Source organism: Pedobacter sp. (genome assembly GCF_046462515.1).
Lineage (GTDB): Bacteria > Bacteroidota > Bacteroidia > Sphingobacteriales > Sphingobacteriaceae > Pedobacter.
On the sequence record NZ_JBKGVD010000003.1, the window covers coordinates 96,034 to 113,029 of the forward strand.

13 protein-coding genes are annotated in these 16,996 nt (G+C 35.2%); 5 read left to right on the forward strand and 8 right to left on the reverse strand.

The features are described from left to right. Positions 1-283: 283 nt before the first annotated feature. The gene (locus ACLHG9_RS03130) at positions 284-3,370 is read right to left on the reverse strand and encodes an AsmA family protein (protein ID WP_410220066.1); all 3,087 of its coding nucleotides are present in this window, start codon (positions 3,368-3,370) and stop codon (positions 284-286) included. 148 nt (positions 3,371-3,518) lie between these two features. Between ACLHG9_RS03130 and ACLHG9_RS03135 the strand changes: the two genes are divergently transcribed. Together ACLHG9_RS03135 and ACLHG9_RS03140 are read left to right on the forward strand one after the other, a co-directional pair. Then, a complete protein-coding gene (locus ACLHG9_RS03135) occupies positions 3,519-3,926 on the forward strand; it encodes an RrF2 family transcriptional regulator (protein ID WP_410220067.1) in 408 nt (135 codons plus the stop codon). Positions 3,927-3,984: 58 nt separating this feature from the next. Continuing rightward, positions 3,985-4,632: an NAD(P)-dependent oxidoreductase gene (locus ACLHG9_RS03140; RefSeq protein WP_410220068.1), complete on the forward strand. Its 648-nt coding sequence runs from the start codon at positions 3,985-3,987 to the stop codon at positions 4,630-4,632. Positions 4,633-4,673: 41 nt separating this feature from the next. On the opposite strand, the gene ACLHG9_RS03145 is transcribed toward ACLHG9_RS03140, so the two are convergent. Genes ACLHG9_RS03145 through mnmD form a run of 5 tightly spaced genes read right to left on the reverse strand, consistent with a single transcriptional unit; the run spans position 4,674 to position 7,952 of the window. Beyond that, a complete protein-coding gene (locus ACLHG9_RS03145; RefSeq protein ID WP_410220069.1) occupies positions 4,674-5,054 on the reverse strand; it encodes an iron chaperone in 381 nt (126 codons plus the stop codon). After that, positions 5,035-5,841 carry a nucleoside triphosphate pyrophosphohydrolase gene (gene mazG, locus ACLHG9_RS03150; RefSeq protein WP_410220070.1) on the reverse strand — a complete coding sequence of 269 codons (807 nt, stop codon included), beginning with the start codon at positions 5,839-5,841 and terminating at the stop codon, positions 5,035-5,037. The genes ACLHG9_RS03145 and mazG overlap by 20 nt, the downstream gene beginning before the upstream one ends. Before the next feature lie 2 nt (positions 5,842-5,843). Then, on the reverse strand, positions 5,844-6,149 hold the full coding sequence (locus tag ACLHG9_RS03155; RefSeq protein WP_410220071.1) for a hypothetical protein: 306 nt from the start codon (positions 6,147-6,149) through the stop codon (positions 5,844-5,846). 4 nt (positions 6,150-6,153) lie between these two features. Continuing rightward, on the reverse strand, positions 6,154-7,269 hold the full coding sequence (locus ACLHG9_RS03160) for an AI-2E family transporter (protein WP_410220072.1): 1,116 nt from the start codon (positions 7,267-7,269) through the stop codon (positions 6,154-6,156). Between the two features lie 14 nt (positions 7,270-7,283). After that, positions 7,284-7,952, reverse strand: coding sequence for a tRNA (5-methylaminomethyl-2-thiouridine)(34)-methyltransferase MnmD (gene mnmD, locus ACLHG9_RS03165; RefSeq protein WP_410220073.1), 669 nt, complete (start codon positions 7,950-7,952; stop codon positions 7,284-7,286). Between the two features lie 79 nt (positions 7,953-8,031). Between mnmD and ACLHG9_RS03170 the strand changes: the two genes are divergently transcribed. Then, positions 8,032-8,370 carry an MmcQ/YjbR family DNA-binding protein gene (locus ACLHG9_RS03170; RefSeq protein WP_410220074.1) on the forward strand — a complete coding sequence of 113 codons (339 nt, stop codon included), beginning with the start codon at positions 8,032-8,034 and terminating at the stop codon, positions 8,368-8,370. 28 nt (positions 8,371-8,398) lie between these two features. Here the strand turns inward: ACLHG9_RS03170 and ACLHG9_RS03175 are convergent, their stop codons facing one another. After that, complete coding sequence (locus ACLHG9_RS03175) at positions 8,399-10,438, reverse strand: M13 family metallopeptidase (RefSeq protein WP_410220075.1); 2,040 nt, start codon at positions 10,436-10,438, stop codon at positions 8,399-8,401. 286 nt (positions 10,439-10,724) lie between these two features. On the opposite strand from ACLHG9_RS03175, the gene ACLHG9_RS03180 reads away from it, so the two are divergent. Further along, positions 10,725-12,686 carry a heavy metal translocating P-type ATPase gene (locus ACLHG9_RS03180; RefSeq protein WP_410220076.1) on the forward strand — a complete coding sequence of 654 codons (1,962 nt, stop codon included), beginning with the start codon at positions 10,725-10,727 and terminating at the stop codon, positions 12,684-12,686. A 17-nt stretch (positions 12,687-12,703) separates the two neighbouring features. Here ACLHG9_RS03180 and recN read toward each other — a convergent pair whose 3' ends face one another. Further along, positions 12,704-14,359 (reverse strand): DNA repair protein RecN, encoded by a 1,656-nt coding sequence (gene recN / locus ACLHG9_RS03185; protein WP_410220077.1) that lies wholly within the window; start codon positions 14,357-14,359, stop codon positions 12,704-12,706. Between the two features lie 202 nt (positions 14,360-14,561). Here recN and ACLHG9_RS03190 point away from each other — a divergent pair, with 202 nt between their 5' ends. After that, positions 14,562-16,979, forward strand: coding sequence for an outer membrane beta-barrel protein (locus tag ACLHG9_RS03190; RefSeq protein WP_410220078.1), 2,418 nt, complete (start codon positions 14,562-14,564; stop codon positions 16,977-16,979). The last annotated feature ends 17 nt before the right edge of the window (positions 16,980-16,996 follow it).

The following is a 16,996-nucleotide window of genomic DNA, read 5'->3' on the forward strand; positions in this document are numbered from 1 at the left end:
CGTAAAAAAGAAAGATAAAATGAGATGATATTTAAAACTAACTCTTCTATATTTTTTAAAATACCTACTAATTGGTATTTTGATTTTGTAACATTTTTGCTTAAATTAGATGTAGTTAGTTATTGACATTGAGCTATAACTGAGAAAGATCGGCAGAAATAATAAAGTGGTTTGGTAAAACTGCTCTCATTTTCTAAATAACCGATTATTTGAGCTGACTTTAATGTTTTATAAAAATAATAAAATAGTAAAGTAATAGTTATTTTCAGGAAGAGGGCAATTCTTAATTGCTCTCTTCTGTTTCTTCCAGCTTACCTTCTTTATTTCGCTTTAACTTAACTATCGGTTTTTCTTGAGTACCTGTTACGCTTAAAGGGATACCAATAATACCAAAAGGTGGTAAACCTAACCTGCCACTTAAATTTAATTTTCCCTCAAAACTTACCTGTCCTTCAAAACGTGGCCTAAAACCTGCTATTTTCATTTTGGTACGTTCTAAGGTAATGATGTTGTTTTTAATGGTAGATTTTATTTCTATATCTTTTAAATGAGGATTATTTAAACTATCTCTGCCAGTTGTTTTGCTCACAGCATTCATCATCTTAAATCCGGCAAGTTTTACGTCTTTTAAAGTTAAAACGCCACCGCCTTTAATTGAAGGAAAAACAGGGTACATTTCATCATTCAATTTGCCACTCAATTGGTAATCCAGTCCAACTATACCTTTAACTTTCGAGGCAGATGAAACCATATCTTTGAAAAGCTGTATTTCTTTGTACGCTCTTGAGATATCAAAGTTTTCTGCGGCAAGTTTAAAATCAAATGCAGCTGTTAACGGAGATAAGCTTTTGTACATGGCATTCATGTTAACTTTTGCACCTGCCAGTTCAAAACCTGTTTCGTTAAGATTTATGCTGCCATTGCTGATCTGCATATTTCCTTTGGCATTTTTAATGTTTAAACCATTGTAAAGAACCTGTTTTGCATTTGCTTGGAAAATCACATCTAAGTTACTAGGGATTAATATTACACCTTTGGAACCCGATTTATTTGTTTGTGCGGCATTATCATCCGCAAAAACCATAAACTCATCAGCCACAAGCTTGTTGCTGTTCAGCACAAATTTTCCTTTGAGTTTCTCTTTGTCATCAAATATATAGCTGATGTAATTATTTAGGTCGCCATTAAGATTGAAATCTGACGCACCATACGAGGCTTTAAATTCATCAAACTTTAGGGCCGAAGGTGTAAAAGAAAACTTTCCACTGCTGATCATAAAACTTTTCGGGAAAATATCTGTGTTGATGTCCAGGTCTTTAATACGCATTATACCACTGTTATTTAACCTGCTATATCTGCCCGCCATGGCGTCGCTTTGGATACCTTTTAATGAAAAATTAGTGTAGATAAAGCCTTTAACCTGATAACCTTTAACCGCAAATACTTTATAGATTTTTCCAATATCCAAGCTGCCTCTCGAAGCAATATCGTATGAAACATTATCTAAATTATTAACCTGTGCTTTTAACAAGAAAGGCTGATCGGCCATTTCAAATGAAATAGGTTTAATATTCAAAGTAGTGCCTTTAAGTGTGCCATCTGTGTTTACGATCATGGCATCTATATTGATTTTTTCAAGGGCCTCGCTAAAATTAGAAGTTTTAATGTAGCCTTCATCAAGTTTAACTGAGGTTGTAGTTACAGGAAACTGCTTTTTTGATTTGTTGTAAGAGCCTTTACTGTTCAGGTCTATAGAGAGTTTTCCCTTTAATATCAGGTCTTTAATGGGGTAAAAGTTTTTGATTTCGGCAAAATTGATTGCTGTTTTTAATCCCGCATCAATCGTAAAGTTGTTAATGGTTTGTAAACGGGCGTGTCCTTTTATATAATTAGACATTGCATTTATATTTACATCGTTAAATGCTAATATGGTATTCTTATAATCTCCATCGTTATTATTACCTGTAAAATTAAAATTAATCTTATCGATAGCTGATGGCAGGGCAGCGTATTTAAAGTAACCATTAGTTAATATTATGCTCGCATCAAAACGAGGTACGGTTGCAATAACCGTATCAATTTTCCTTATGCCGCTCTTAACAACCTTTTTACTGAATTTCCCATCCGCGTTGATATTCATGACCAATTTACCTTTCATAACCACACTATCTAAGTTGATGATCTTAGCCCAGTTTTCAAGATTGATGTTAGAACGTGTACGTGTATAAATTTCAGGTTCTTTTAACCCTTTTATTTTGGTTACCGAAGCAAAAAAATCTTTATCTATATTAAAAAACAGGCTGTCCATATTTACCTTCAGACTATCTGGATTAAGACTGGGAAGAGAGGTGTGCAGATTAAGAAATAGATTCTTAATGGTTTGCGGAGTATTTGGATTAGTAATCTGGCCGTCCCTTATTTTCATATTAAAGGTTAAAGAAGGCATAGCATGATTACTGGCTATGTATTTTCCTATCAAAGCTGCATCTATTTCTCCATATCCTTTAATTTTTGTGCGTTCCATACGATCGGCAATTTCAGGTGGAAGAGCTGAGAAAATCCCTTGCAGGTCGGTTTCTCTGGCCTTGGTTCTGAAATCCAGGTCATATCCATCTTTTAAGAAAGAGAACCGGCCCACAAATTGGATCGGTAAATCATTGATACGGAGATTGTTCTCGTCAAAAATAAGATCAAGAGAATTGGTATTTATTTTGGTAACAAGTTTGGCGTTAAGTTTCTTATTTAATAAATATGGTGTATTAGCGTAATAAATATTTGTACTTTTTATCCTTAACTTGCTTTTTAGATCAAATATGGCATGGCTTAAATCACCTGTTCCGCTATAATTCAATTCTTCTGCTTTGATAAGCATTGGTATGGATTTGTCGTTATAAAGCAGATTGGTGTTCTTGATATAGATGCCGCTGATTTTTAAAGCTGTGTTGCTTGTACCGGTAGGTTTGTCTGTTGCGGGTTTGCTCTCATAAACATTATAGTTTGCTCTCCCGGTAGAATCGGCCAATATATTGATCTTGCCATTATCAATATAGAATTTGTCCACCTTAATCTGTTTGCTAAATAAAGAAAACAAATCCACACCCAATGATAGTTGCTCGGCATACAATAAAGTATCATTTTTAAAAGGTTCAGAACCTTTTAGCAAAAATGAATTTAAGTTTAAAGTAAGAGAAGGAAAATGATTAAAGAAAGACAGATTTGTACTTTTAAATGCAACCTCTCCTTTAATATTTTTATTAATAAGATCAGTAATTTTTTGATTTACCGTTTGAGGGATTAAGAGAGGAATAAGGAATAATAAGGCCAGAATAGAAACCAGCGTTATGCCAGTTATTTTAAAGATCTTCTTCAATTTGAATGTTATAGGGTTTACTTTTGCAAAGATAGAGTTTAAAATAGTTAAGGTCAATCTATTATCATATTTAAAGCGAATTGTATGATTGATTTTTAAGATTAACTATTGTTTATTACTTTTGAACTGTAATATTTTTTGATACAGAATGAACAACGGAAGGTTTGCGATAGCTTTACACATACTGGTTTTGTTAACCAAAAACCAAGGCGATCTCCTATCATCAGAATATATTGCAGGTAGCATCAATATCAATGCGGCAATGGTGCGTAAAGCTCTACAGGGTTTGAAACAGCGAGGTTTTGTTCAGAGTAAAGAAGGAAAGCATGGAGGAGTAAGTTTGGCTACAAATCCTCAGGATATTACATTGTCTCAAATCTATGGCAGCATTAGAGAAACTTCTATTTTAGGAAGTAAACAACAACCCAATCCAAACTGTTCAGTAGGAAAGCAAATTAATATACATCTTGATAATTTATATCAGGATGCAGAAAGGGCCTTGGTTGCTGCTTTAGAAAAACAAACTTTATGGGAATTTGCGCAAAAGTTTAAATAAATTTTTTTAACTAAAACTGTAATAAAAATTATTACAATTATAAATTAAATATAAGTATATGAAAGTAGTAGTAATTGGAGCCACAGGATTTGTTGGCAAAAATCTGGTAAACGAACTGGCAAACAGAGGCCATCAAATTCTGGCGATTGCCCGTAATATTGAAAAGGCAGAGACAAAAATGAATGTTGAAGTTAAAAGTATAGATATTAACAATTCTGATGACTTAAAGCGCACAATTGAAGGTGCGGATGCAGTAATCAGTGCTTTTAACGCGGGATGGACCAATCCTCATCTTTATCATGATTTTATTAAAGGGGCAGAAAATATCCAAAAGGCAGTAGCCGAGGCTGGTGTTAAAAGATTTATTGTGGTTGGCGGGGCAGGAAGTTTATATGTTGATGGTAAGCAACTGGTTGATGGGGCAGATTTTCCTGAAAACATTAAACCGGGTGCCACTGCAGCCAGAGATTACCTTGAAATCCTAAAGAAAGAAAATAATTTAGACTGGACCTATTTCAGTCCTGCAATTGAAATGCACCCGGGTATTGAAATAGGAAGAACCGGGCATTACAGATTAGGCTTGGAGAGCCCTGTATTTGATGAAAATGGGCATTCTGTACTTTCTGTAGAAGATGTTGCAGTAGTTGTTGCTGATGAACTGGAACAAAATAAGCATATTAAACAACGCTTTACAGCAGCTTATTAGTAAAATAAAAAGCCATAACCTCACAGATTTGTTTTGTGAGGTTATTTCTTCTTGTTGAGATTTTGTTGCAGACAAAATAAGACAATCTTTTTGACCAATGATTTTGGAAAAGGTTCTGTAATAGGAAATTGTATGGTACCTTTTAAAGTCTTGTAATTTTTAAGTTCTTCAGCAAAATGAACAATAGCGGCCGCACCCGGATAAAGCCCGATATGATTTGCGTAACCGGCAAAATGTATCACATTACCATTAAGTTTAAATGTAGGTATGCCATAGCTAATAACCTGAATGGTTTCAGCTGGTAAAAGTCCTTGGATAAAAGTCCTGATTTCTTGTAATAATTTTTGTATATCAGCCGGAAAGGTAGCTATATATTCATCAACATTTTGCGGTTTATCCATTTCAATGTTTTTTTGCTTCATTCCAATATACATCCATTTCGGCAAGGGTCATATCTTGTAGAGCTTTTCCATTTTCTTTGGCTTTTTGCTCTAAATATTGAAAACGCTTTATGAATTTTTTATTGGTTTTCTCCAATGCATTTTCAGGGTTGATATGGATAAAACGAGCATAATTTACCAGAGAAAAAATCAGATCACCAAATTCTGCTTCTGCTTTTTCAATATCAATATCTTCATCTTTTTCTACATTAAACTCTGTCTTGAATTCTTGTAACTCTTCTTCTACTTTTTGCCATACCTGCTCTTTTTTATCCCAGTCAAAACCAACTCCTCTTGCTTTTTCCTGTATTCTTCCAGCTTTAACCAAAGCCGGCAAAGATGCAGGCACACCCGCTAAAACAGATTTGTTGCCTTCTTTTAATTTAAGTTGTTCCCAGTTTCTTTTTACATCATCTTCATTATTCACTTCCACATCGCCATAAATATGAGGATGTCGGTTAATGAGTTTATCACATACGCCATTTAATACATCGGTAATGTTAAAGGTATTTGTTTCGCTTGCTATACGGGCATAAAATACCAGGTGCATCATCAGATCGCCCAACTCTTTTTTAATTTCTTGCATATCTCCGTCCAAAATTGAATCAGATAGCTCGTAAGTTTCTTCTATGGTTAAATGCCTCAATGTTTCCATGGTCTGTTTTTTATCCCATGGGCATTGCGTACGCAAGGTATCCAGTACATTCAATAAACGTAGGAAAGCAAGTTCGGGTGTTGTGGCGCTTAAAGGGGCAATGTTTGTAGGCATTTTTAAATAATATTTAAGACAATTAAAATTGTGGTAATAAAAAGAACAATTAAACCGCAAAGAAATAAAATATCAGCTGTGTTTTCGAGTCTATTTGATCTTACAGGAGATTTACTCCGTAAGGACAGGAAAGAAAGAAAACAGCTGCTCATAAAAATAACAATGGCTAAAGCCGCTCCTTCGTCAATAAAAGTAGATCCGTTTAATTTTGAAATCTTTAAGGAAGTTAAAACAATAAAACAAAAACCCAGTAAGTTAGCTGAGGTACTCAATAAATGTGGTGCTTTTGGAGAGTTTTGTTCTGCCATGCTATTATTCTGCTTCTTCTATACGTATTTTCTTTGTGAGTTGAAAACTACGGCGTTTTCTTATTTTTCTTTTAGGCTGTTCCCCAAATAAAATAGCCCAGGCTTTAAGCTCATCTATATTTGCAAAAATAATTTTCAGCATGGCTAAGTAAGGAATACATAAGAACATACCAGCTATACCCCAGATCATTTCGCCTACAACAATGCCAACAAAGGCAATTAAAGCATTGATCTTAACCTTCGATCCTACAACTAAGGGCATCAGTATATTGCCATCTATTGCATGTATGCCTACAAATATAAATACTACTATAAGTGCCTGAGCGCCACCTGCAGTAGCAAAGGTTATCAGTGCACTTATAATCAGCGCAGTTGCAATACCCAAATAGGGTATGATGTTGAAAATACCTGCAACAAGTCCTAATAAAATAGCATATTTAACACCTAAAATAGATAATGCTGTAATCATTAAGGTGGTTACAATAAGCATTTGTATAAACAACCCTGTAATGTATTTTTTTATAATACGTTGTATCTCGTTAACTATGCTGTTTACTTTTTCTTTATGTTCTTCTTTAAACACCGAGGTTAAAAATCCGTAAAGCAAACGGCGGTAATTAAGCAGGAAAAAGGTAAAAAGGATAGTGAAACCTAAAAATAAAAGGCTGGAAGATAAGGTGATCAATGTGGTACCCACCACCACTGCTCCACTTGATAAGGCTTTTTCGGCAGTATTGGTAATATATGATTGTTGTTTATAGGTGTTGATATGAAAGGTTTTAGATATCCAGATCTGAAGCTCATGAAAAGCCTTGGTAACCTCATTTACCAGAAGAGGCCAATCGGTCCATAACTCGCTAAGTTGAGCTGCAAAGAAGTAAATAATAGCATACAATACAGCTATCATAGCAATTACAGCTACTATGGCCGCCAAACTTCTTCTAAATTTGAGCTTATATTCAAGGAAATTAGTGAGCGGCAAAAGTAAGAGTGCCATTAGCAATGAAAACAAAAGAGGGGCTAACAGGCTTTTACCTAAAATGGCTAAATACCCTAACATGAGGATAGACAGCAGTACCAAAGTAAGGTGAGCAATAAATGGTAATTTTAAGTCTTTCATGGTATATAAGTTTATTAATGTTTTAACGCCCTTAGCATTTCTCTTTTGCCAGGAGCTCCTTTAATCTTTTCTATTTCAAATCCACAACTTTTTACTGCACGTTTCAAATTTCCGGTAATGGCGTAGGTAATAAAAATGCCTCCGCTTTTTAAGAAATTACAAGTATGGGCAATAATTTCGTTGCTCCACATTTCGGGTTGGTGCCTTACTGAGAAAGCATCATAATAAACAATATCATACTTATCTGCGCTAATAAAATGATCAAGTGATAAATGTTTGATTTCAAGCGTACAGGTAGGTGTAAGTTGTACTTTGCCCATCTTAGCTTTTTCATAGGCGCTAATAAAAATATTCCAGGTTTTTGGGGTAACAAAATTCTGATAACCAGTTTGTTCAATTATATCAACCGATAAAGGGAATGCTTCTATGCCAGTGTACTGTAATCCGATATTGTTTTGCAGGCAGAAATCAAGCGTTAATATAAAATTGAGACCGGTGCCAAAACCAACTTCAAGTATATGCACATGATTTTCTTCGTTTAAGCTTAAAAAGTGTTTTAATCCGGATTGGATAAAAACATGCTCACTTTCTTGCAATGCACCATGCGCCGAATGATAATGTTCGCCAATAATCGGATTAAACAAAGTATTGGATCCGTCGGCAGTTTGTACTAAAACATTCATTCTCTAAAATTAATGATTAAACATCAATATGCTCTTTTTGTTTTTAAATTTATAGGCGAATAGAAATACTTATTATCGTATGAATATAGAAAGCCTTAGAGAGTTTTGTTTATCGTTACCTGGTACAACAGAAGATATTAAATGGGAACATTTGTGTTTTTTAATAGAAGAGAAGATATTTATTATTATAGCCATTGATGACAATTGTAGATTTTCTGTTAAATGTAATCAAGAAGAATTTGATGAGTTAGTTGCCAGACCGGGAATAAAACAAGCCAGACATATGGCTAAAGGGCAATGGGTTGAGATAGAAAGTTTAGAAGTTTTAGGTAATGAAGAGCTCAAACAGAGAATTAAAAATTCCAGAAATTTGATTCTGGCAAAATTGCCTAAGAAGATACAGCGTAAATACCAATAAAAAGGAGGCTTTAAGCCTCCTTTTTATTTTACCAAAGTCTAATTCTATCTTCAGGTTTTTTGTATAATTTATCACCTGGCTTTACATCAAAAGCCTCATACCATGCATCCATATTTACAGGAGCACCAATGGTTCTGTAAGGCCCTGGTGAGTGAGTATCAGTTTTGATAAGCTGTGCTGCTGTTTCAGGAAGAATATTTCCTCTCCATACCTGTGCCCATGCTAAAAAGAAACGTTGATCAGGAGTAAAGCCATCTATTTTCTCTTTGCTTTGGCCTTGCTTGGTCATTTTAAACGCAGTATAAGCAGCATTTAATCCGCCTAAATCACCAATATTCTCACCCATAGTTAATTTGCCATTTACATGAATAGTATCTAAAACAGTATAAGCATCAAACTGCTCGCCTAAAAGTTTGGTTTTAGCATTAAATTTAGCTCTGTCTTCATCAGTCCACCAGTTTTTTAGATTTCCATCTTTATCGTACTGGCTACCTGTATCATCAAAACCGTGGCTCATTTCATGACCTATAACAGCACCAATTCCTCCATAGTTTACAGCATCATCAGCATCGGGATGGAAGAACGGGAATTGTAAAATTCCAGCAGGGAAAACAATTTCGTTCATGGTTGGGCTATAGTAAGCATTTACCGTTGGAGGAGTCATACCAAAACGAGTACGGTCTATAGGTTTACCTAACTGACTAATATTATCTTTGAAGCCCCAAATACCTGCATTACGTAAGTTTTGGAAGTAAGTGTCGCGTTTGATCACCAAGCCATCATAATTTCTCCATTTTGTGGTATAACCAACTTTAGGATAAAAAGCATGTAATTTTGCAAGCGCTTTTTCCTTAGTGGCATCGCTCATCCAATCCAGATTTTTGATTCTGATCTCAAAAGCTTTACGCAGATTTTTGATCATCTCATCCATACGCGCCTTAGCTTCAGGTTTGAAATATTTAGCTACATACAGTTGTCCGAGTAAATCACCTAAAACACCATCTGTTAATGAAGACATACGTTGCCAGCGCGGAGTTTGTACTTTTTGTCCGGTTTGAACCTGGGTAAAAGCAAAACTTGCATTAACAAAGGGAGAACTTAAATTATTAGCAGCTCCTTTAAGTACATTCCATTCCAGATATGATTTCCAGTCGGCAACAGAAACAGAGTTTAATAATTCATTTAAAGATTTAAAGAAACTAGGTGAGTTCACTAAAACACTGTCCTGTCCTTTAACACCTAAATTGGTTAATGTAGTGTTCCAGTTGATATCAGGTGTTATTTTATTAAATTCAGAAAGCGTAAGCTTATTATACGTTTTATACGGGTCTCTCATTTCAAGGCGGCTCATCTGAGCTTCCGCTAATTTTTTCTCGATCCCGAAAACGGTTTTAGCTTTTTTTGCGGCCTCTTCTTTGCTATAACCTATAAGGTTAAAGAGAGTGGTCATATAAGTATCATAGGCCTCTCTTATTTTTACGCTTCTGCTGTCGTCTTTCAGATAATAATCTCTGTCGCTTAGGGTTGTACCGCCTTGTGAAATGTTTACCATATATTTGGTTACATTTTTACGGTCCTGACCCACACCAAATCCATATAAGGCACTGCCAATACCATTGCTGCGCATATAGGTAACCTGATTCAGTACATCATTAAGATTTGCAATATTTTTAATTCTTTCAAGATCTGCTTTTATAGGTGTATACCCTAATCTCTCAATGGTTAAACTATCCATTGCTGCTGCATAGAAATCGCCTACACGTTTAGTTACTGAGCCTGCCGGAGCTGTTTTATTGGCAGCAGCTGCTTCTACAAGACTCCTAACTGCGTTTACATTAAAATCTCTGAGTTCATTAAAAGACCCCCAACGGGTTTCTTTGGCCGGAACAGGATTGTTTTTTATCCAAGTTCCGCTTGCATATTCGTAAAAATCATTGCCTGGCTTAACGCTCAAGTCCATATTTGCCGGGTCAATAAATTTTTTGGGTGCACTTTGGGCGTAAGCAGTAAAGCTTCCTGCAATGATACCCAAAGCGGCAAAGTAATTTTTAAGATGATTAACTTTCATGCCTTTTAAATTAAGTTCTGGACGCGAAAGTTAGTTAAATGTTTGAAAAAAAACTTAAAAAGCAATAGAAATATTACTTGTTGAACCAGTAATAAATTTTGTCTAAGCCAAGCTTGCGGAAAATTTCGTTATATAAAAACGATATTTTAAACAATTTCATTTTTGTAGTGATTTATATAATTAACATTTTTTAACACTTTTTATTGTGTTTGACATAAAAATAACTTTGAAGCCTATGATTAAGATACTTATTATGCTTAGTTTTGAATTATTCTAAATAAGATAAATGGAGTTTACAAAACATACACATACAGAAAATGAAGCAGCTTGTTGCAGTGTTCATGCCAAGCATGAGCACTCGCACGATGGTCATGACCATTCACATGGTGATGCTTCTTCTTTTAAAACTTATATTCCTGCTTTACTGAGCCTGCTTTTGTTGTTAGGCGGTATATTATTAGATTATACTGAGGCTTCTTTTTTTGAAGGCTATATTAGACTGGCCTGGTATTTATTAGCTTATATTCCCGTAGGCTTTCCTGTCTTGAAAGAGGCTTATAGTACTATTATAAAAGGAGAGATTTTTACTGAATTTCTACTGATGGGATTGGCAACCATAGGTGCGTTAGCTTTAGGAGAATACCCTGAGGCAGTTGCTGTAATGTTGTTTTATTCTATAGGAGAGCTTTTTCAGAATGCGGCTGTAAACAAAGCTAAAAATAACATTAAGGCCTTATTGGATGTAAGACCTGACATTGCGCATTTAGAAGCTAATGGCAATTATAAAGATGTACAGCCAAATACGATTAAGATAGGAGATACCATACAGATAAGGGTAGGCGAAAAGGCACCTCTGGATGGTACACTTTTAAACGATAGCGCCAGTTTTAACACTGCAGCACTTACTGGAGAGAGCAGGCCAAAAACCATTAGGAAAGGTGAACAGGTATTAGCAGGTATGTTAAATCTGGAAAACGTGATCAGCTTAGAGGTTACGAAAAAATTTGAGGATAGTGCATTATCTAAGATTCTTGAACTTGTTCAGAATGCAACTTCTAAAAAGGCCAAAACAGAACTGTTCATCAGAAAATTTGCAAAGATATATACCCCTATTGTATTTTTTCTTGCTCTTGCACTGGTTTTTATTCCATACTTTTTTGTATCTGATTATCAATTTAATGAATGGTTATACAGAGGCTTGGTATTTTTAGTGATTTCATGCCCTTGTGCATTGGTAATATCAATACCGTTGGGTTATTTTGGTGGTATTGGTGCTGCTTCGGGTAATGGAATTCTGTTTAAAGGCTCAAATTATCTGGATGTAATAACCCAATTAAACACAGTGGTGATGGATAAAACAGGCACCTTAACTCACGGCGTTTTTAAAGTTACAGAGATCAAAACTGAAATGGATGAGGAAGAATTCCTAAAGTTACTGGCTAGCCTAGAGAGCCAATCTACACATCCTATTGCCAAGGCCATTGTTGCGTATTATGGTGAAAAATCATTCTTACCTTTAAGTGATGTTAAAGAAATTGCAGGACATGGGCTCTCTGCAATTATTGATGGTAAAAGTGTAAGCGCTGGTAATGCTAAATTATTGAAGAAAATGAACGTTGCTTACCCGGCAGAAATAGATGAGAAAGTAGAAACTATTGTTTTGATGGCTGTAAATAATGTATATGTTGGTTATGTGCTTATTGCAGATGAAGTTAAGGATGATGCGAAACAGGCAATAACTGATTTGCATGCAAATGGTGTTAAAAAGATAGTAATGCTAAGCGGAGATAAAGATGCCATCACACAGAAAGTTGCCAAAGAACTAGGAATAGATAGTGCTTTTGGCGATTTATTACCTGAGGATAAAGTTGTTAAGCTTAACGAAATTAAAGCAGATAAGAGCAATGTGGTGGCTTTTGTAGGCGATGGGATCAATGACGCCCCCGTACTGGCTTTAAGTGATATAGGAATAGCTATGGGGGCTTTGGGTAGCGATGTGGCCATTGAAACAGCTGATGTAGTGATACAAAACGATATGCCGAGTAAAATTGCATCGGCAATTAAGATCGGTAAAACCACTAAAAATATTGTATATCAGAATATAGGCCTAGCCTTTGGTGTTAAAGTAATTGTACTGATTTTGGGAGCAGGTGGATTGGCTACCATGTGGGAAGCTGTTTTTGCAGATGTGGGTGTAGCATTTTTGGCTATATTAAATGCAATAAGAATACAGAGAATGAAATTCTAGGAAAAATCAGAACAGAATCAGATCGCTAATAAAGCCTTTGCGTTTTGTAATGCAAACTCGTTAGGGTTTTTACCGCTTAGCATTTCGGCAATTGCTAAGATTCTTTCATTATCGTTAAGTTTTTTAATCCCGGTAGAAGTTTTCTGGTCTTGCTCACTTTTATAAACAAAATAATGATTTTTACCTTTTGCGGCAATTTGAGGTAAATGAGTTATGGAAATGATTTGCATGTTTTCACTCAATTTCTCCATAACCTGACCTACTTTTAAAGCAGTTTCGCCAGATATACCTGTATCAATTTCGTCAAAGATAAGCGTAGCTAAAGATGTATTCTTTGCTAGCAAAGATTTAATGGCCAACATTAAACGCGACAATTCACCACCTGAGGCAATCTTTTGCACAGGTGCAGGTACCTGCCCTAAATTGGCGCTGAACAAGAAACCTATTTGGTTAATGCCATCTTTTCTAAGCTGAGCCTCTTCCTGTAAATCGACTAAAAGACTGGCATTGGGCATGCCTAAGTTGTGTAAAACTCCGGTTATATGTTCTTGTACTTTAACAGCTGCTTTTTTACGGTTCTCACTTATTTTTTTAGCCATTTCCAATAAATCGCTTTGCTGTTTCGCGATTGTTTTTTTTAGCACATCTATTTTTTCATGATAGGATGCATTTTCACTTAAACCTGCTTCTAACTGTTGTTGAATAACGATAAGCCCGTCAATTGAACTTACTTTATGTTTTTGCTGTAAGGTATAGATCAGGTTAAGACGATCTTGGGTAGCCTGTAAAAGCTCAGCATTATGCAGGGTATTTTCTTCTATTTTAGATAACTCAAAGGAAATGTCTTTAAGATCAATATTAACAGACTTTAACCTTACTGCCAGGGCTTCAATTTCTTTATCATATTGCTCCACATTTTTTAGTGTATGAGCAGCTTCTTTTAACTGGCCAATAATATTGTGCTCGCTTTCATCTAAAAGCTGTATACAATTATTTAGACTGATCTTAATGCTTTCGGCATGGGTAAGTTTTTGAAGTTCCTGTTCTAATTCACCTTGTTCATCTGCAACTAAATTGGCAGCTGTTAGTTCATCAAACAAAAACTGCTCATAATCTTGCTTATTAGAAGCTTCAAGTGCCCTGTCTTCTAAATCTTTAAGTGTTTGTTCATTCAACTTCAATTGCTTCAGATCAGATTTGTACTTGGTCAGCACATCCTGTTGACCAGCCACATTATCTAAAACCAATAATTGGAAATCGCTACTGTTGATTTCTAAAGTAGCATGTTGCGAGTGTATGGCAATTAAACGCTCGCCAATGTATTTTAAGGTATTGAGATTAACAGGGGTATCGTTAATAAATGCCCTTGATTTGCCATCTATGGCAATCTCTCTCCTTAACATATTTTCATCAAAGAAATCCAGGTCTTCGGTTTCAAAAAGTTCTTTCAGTTCATGTCCTGAAACCTTGAAGATCCCTTCAATTACACATTTTTTGTTTTGGTTATAAAAATATTTGCTTTCTACACGCTGTCCTAAAATCAATGACAAGGCGCCTAAAATAATAGATTTTCCGGCTCCGGTTTCGCCTGTAATGATATTTAAACCATTGCCAAAAGTAATGTCAAGGCTGTCTATTAAAGCATAATTACGGATAGAAAGTTTTTGTAGCATATCTCTGTGCTAAATTAACAAAAAACGACAGGCTTTTGAAATAGATTATATGAAATGAAGCTGATGGAAAAAATAAATATCAGGAAATCAATTAAGTAAAACATTGTGTGCTTTTTTATAACGATGTGGTGCAACGCAAGCTAAAAAATACTGTCTTGTAAAAAGAAATGCTTCGGGGCATTGAAATAACAAATAAGCACAAATGAAAACAATCAAACTATTTTTACTTTCTCTATTTACAGTTGTATGTGCTGTAAATATGACTAATGCACAGGAAAAAAACTGGCAGGTAAAAGGGAGCATCATAGATTCTCTGACTAAAAAACCGGGTGAATTTTTTACGGTTTCTCTTCAATCAAACGGAACGGCCTTAAAAAGTGTAGTAAGTGATGAAAATGGCAATTTTTCTATAGACAAGATCGGTGCGGGTAATTACCTGTTGGTTATTGGTTCTTTAGGTTATAATACTAAACATATAGCAGTTGATGTTAAACAATCTGTTGATTTGGGTAAAATATGGGCTGTATCTCAAAGCAATAAGTTAGAGGAAGTTTCTGTAGTGGCTAGCAAACCGGTAATTAAGCAAGAACCAGACAGGATCAGTTATGACGTACAGGCGGATCCTGAAAGCAAGGCCCTTTCGGTATTGGATATGATGCGTAAAATTCCTTTGCTTTCTGTTGATGCTGATGACAATGTAAAGCTTAAAGGCAATGGCAACTATAAGATACTGATCAACGGTAAACCATCTGGTATGTTGGCAAGAGACCCAAAAGAGGTTTTAAAAAACATGCCTGCATCAAATGTTCAGAAAGTAGAAGTGATTACCACACCCCCATCTAAATATGAAAGTGAAGGTCTTGCAGGATTGATCAATATCATTACCAATAAGAAAGCTACCAATGGTTACAATGGTAATATCAACCTACGAAACCAAACTCCGGGAGGGCCAGGTATAAATGGTAATTTAACATTAAGACAGGGGAATTTTGGTGCTTCTGCGTATGGTGGAACAGGTGTATGGCAGGTTGATGGATTAAAAAATCAGGATATGAGATTGACAACAGGCCTTACTTCTGGCAGTCTTTTAGCTATTGGCGAAAATAAAATAGATAACAGATGGGCATGGGGAGGTGCAGAACTGAGTTACGAAATTGATTCTCTTAATTTGATCACTGCCGAGATCAATCCATATGCAGGTTTTAACGAGCAAAATTCTACACGGTTCTTCAATATGAAAGATGGGTCTCAGTTAAGTAATTATAATATGAACGGTATTACACGCTACGAATGGGGCGGAATAGAATATAATTTAAATTATCAACTGGGTTTTAAAAAGAAAAAGGAGCATTTACTTACCCTTTCTTATAAATTATCTGATTATGGAAACCCACAACATAACAAGGTTGATTTTTTAAATGAGGTTAATTACTCCGGAACAAATTATAAACAAGACAATGAAAGTAAGACTAAAGAGCATACTTTCCAGCTGGATTATATTAACCCATTTAAAAAGATTACAGTTGAAGCAGGGGCAAAAGTAATTTTAAGGGATGGCTCTGCTATTTCAGAACATTATAATTTAGATAAAACCCAAAATGTATATGTATATGATGCTACACAAAGTAATATTTATTACAACAATCAGAATATTTTTGGGGTATATAATTCTTATACATTAGTTTTAGATAGTACCTTAACTTTTAAAGCAGGAGCAAGACTTGAGGCAACTTATGTGAGTGGTGATTTCCGTTCTACAAATTCAACAGTAAAAAATCACTATTTTAATTTAGTGCCTTCACTATCTTTTAATAAGAAATTAGCAAATAGTCAAGCCATTAGTTTAGGTTTTACCCAGCGCTTACAGCGTCCGAGCATTTACGATTTGAATCCTTTTGTAGACAAATCGAGGCCTAACTTTGAATATACGGGTAATCCAGACCTGAAAGCAGTAATCAGTAACAACTTTGAATTGACCTATAGTAACTTTAAAAAGGGATCTTTGAACTTAAGCTTGAGCTATAATTTTGCCAACAATACCCAGCAAACCGTCTATCAGTATTTTGAAGCACAAAACATTACACGTATAACGTCATTGAATATTGGTAAGAATAACCTGCTTGGGCTAAATATTAATTTCAATTATCCGATTACCTCAAAATGGAGTGCAAATGTTAATGGCAATCTTAACCATATATGGTTAGAAGGAGCAATAAATGGGATCACTACTAAAAATAGCGGCTTAACAGGGTATACTTCATTTAGCAGTAATTACAAATTTGATAATGGTTGGAAACCAAGTATTTCATTTAATTATTCAGCACCTTCGGTAATGCTGCAAGGTAAATCTAATAGTTTCTACTTTATGGGCTTGGGCGTAAGTAAAGACCTGATCAAAGATAAACTTACCTTATTTGGCATGGTCGCCAATCCTTTTAAGCAATACAATGTATATAAGAACTTAACAGAAGGAGCTAACTTTACACAAGAACGTTTAAATTACAATATCTACCGTCGCTTTAGTGTAAGTCTCAATTGGAAATTTGGAAAACTTACAGATGGTATCAAGAAAAATGAGCGACGTATCAATAATGACGATACGAAGAAATCAAGTAATTAATCGGTAGTCGATTTTTA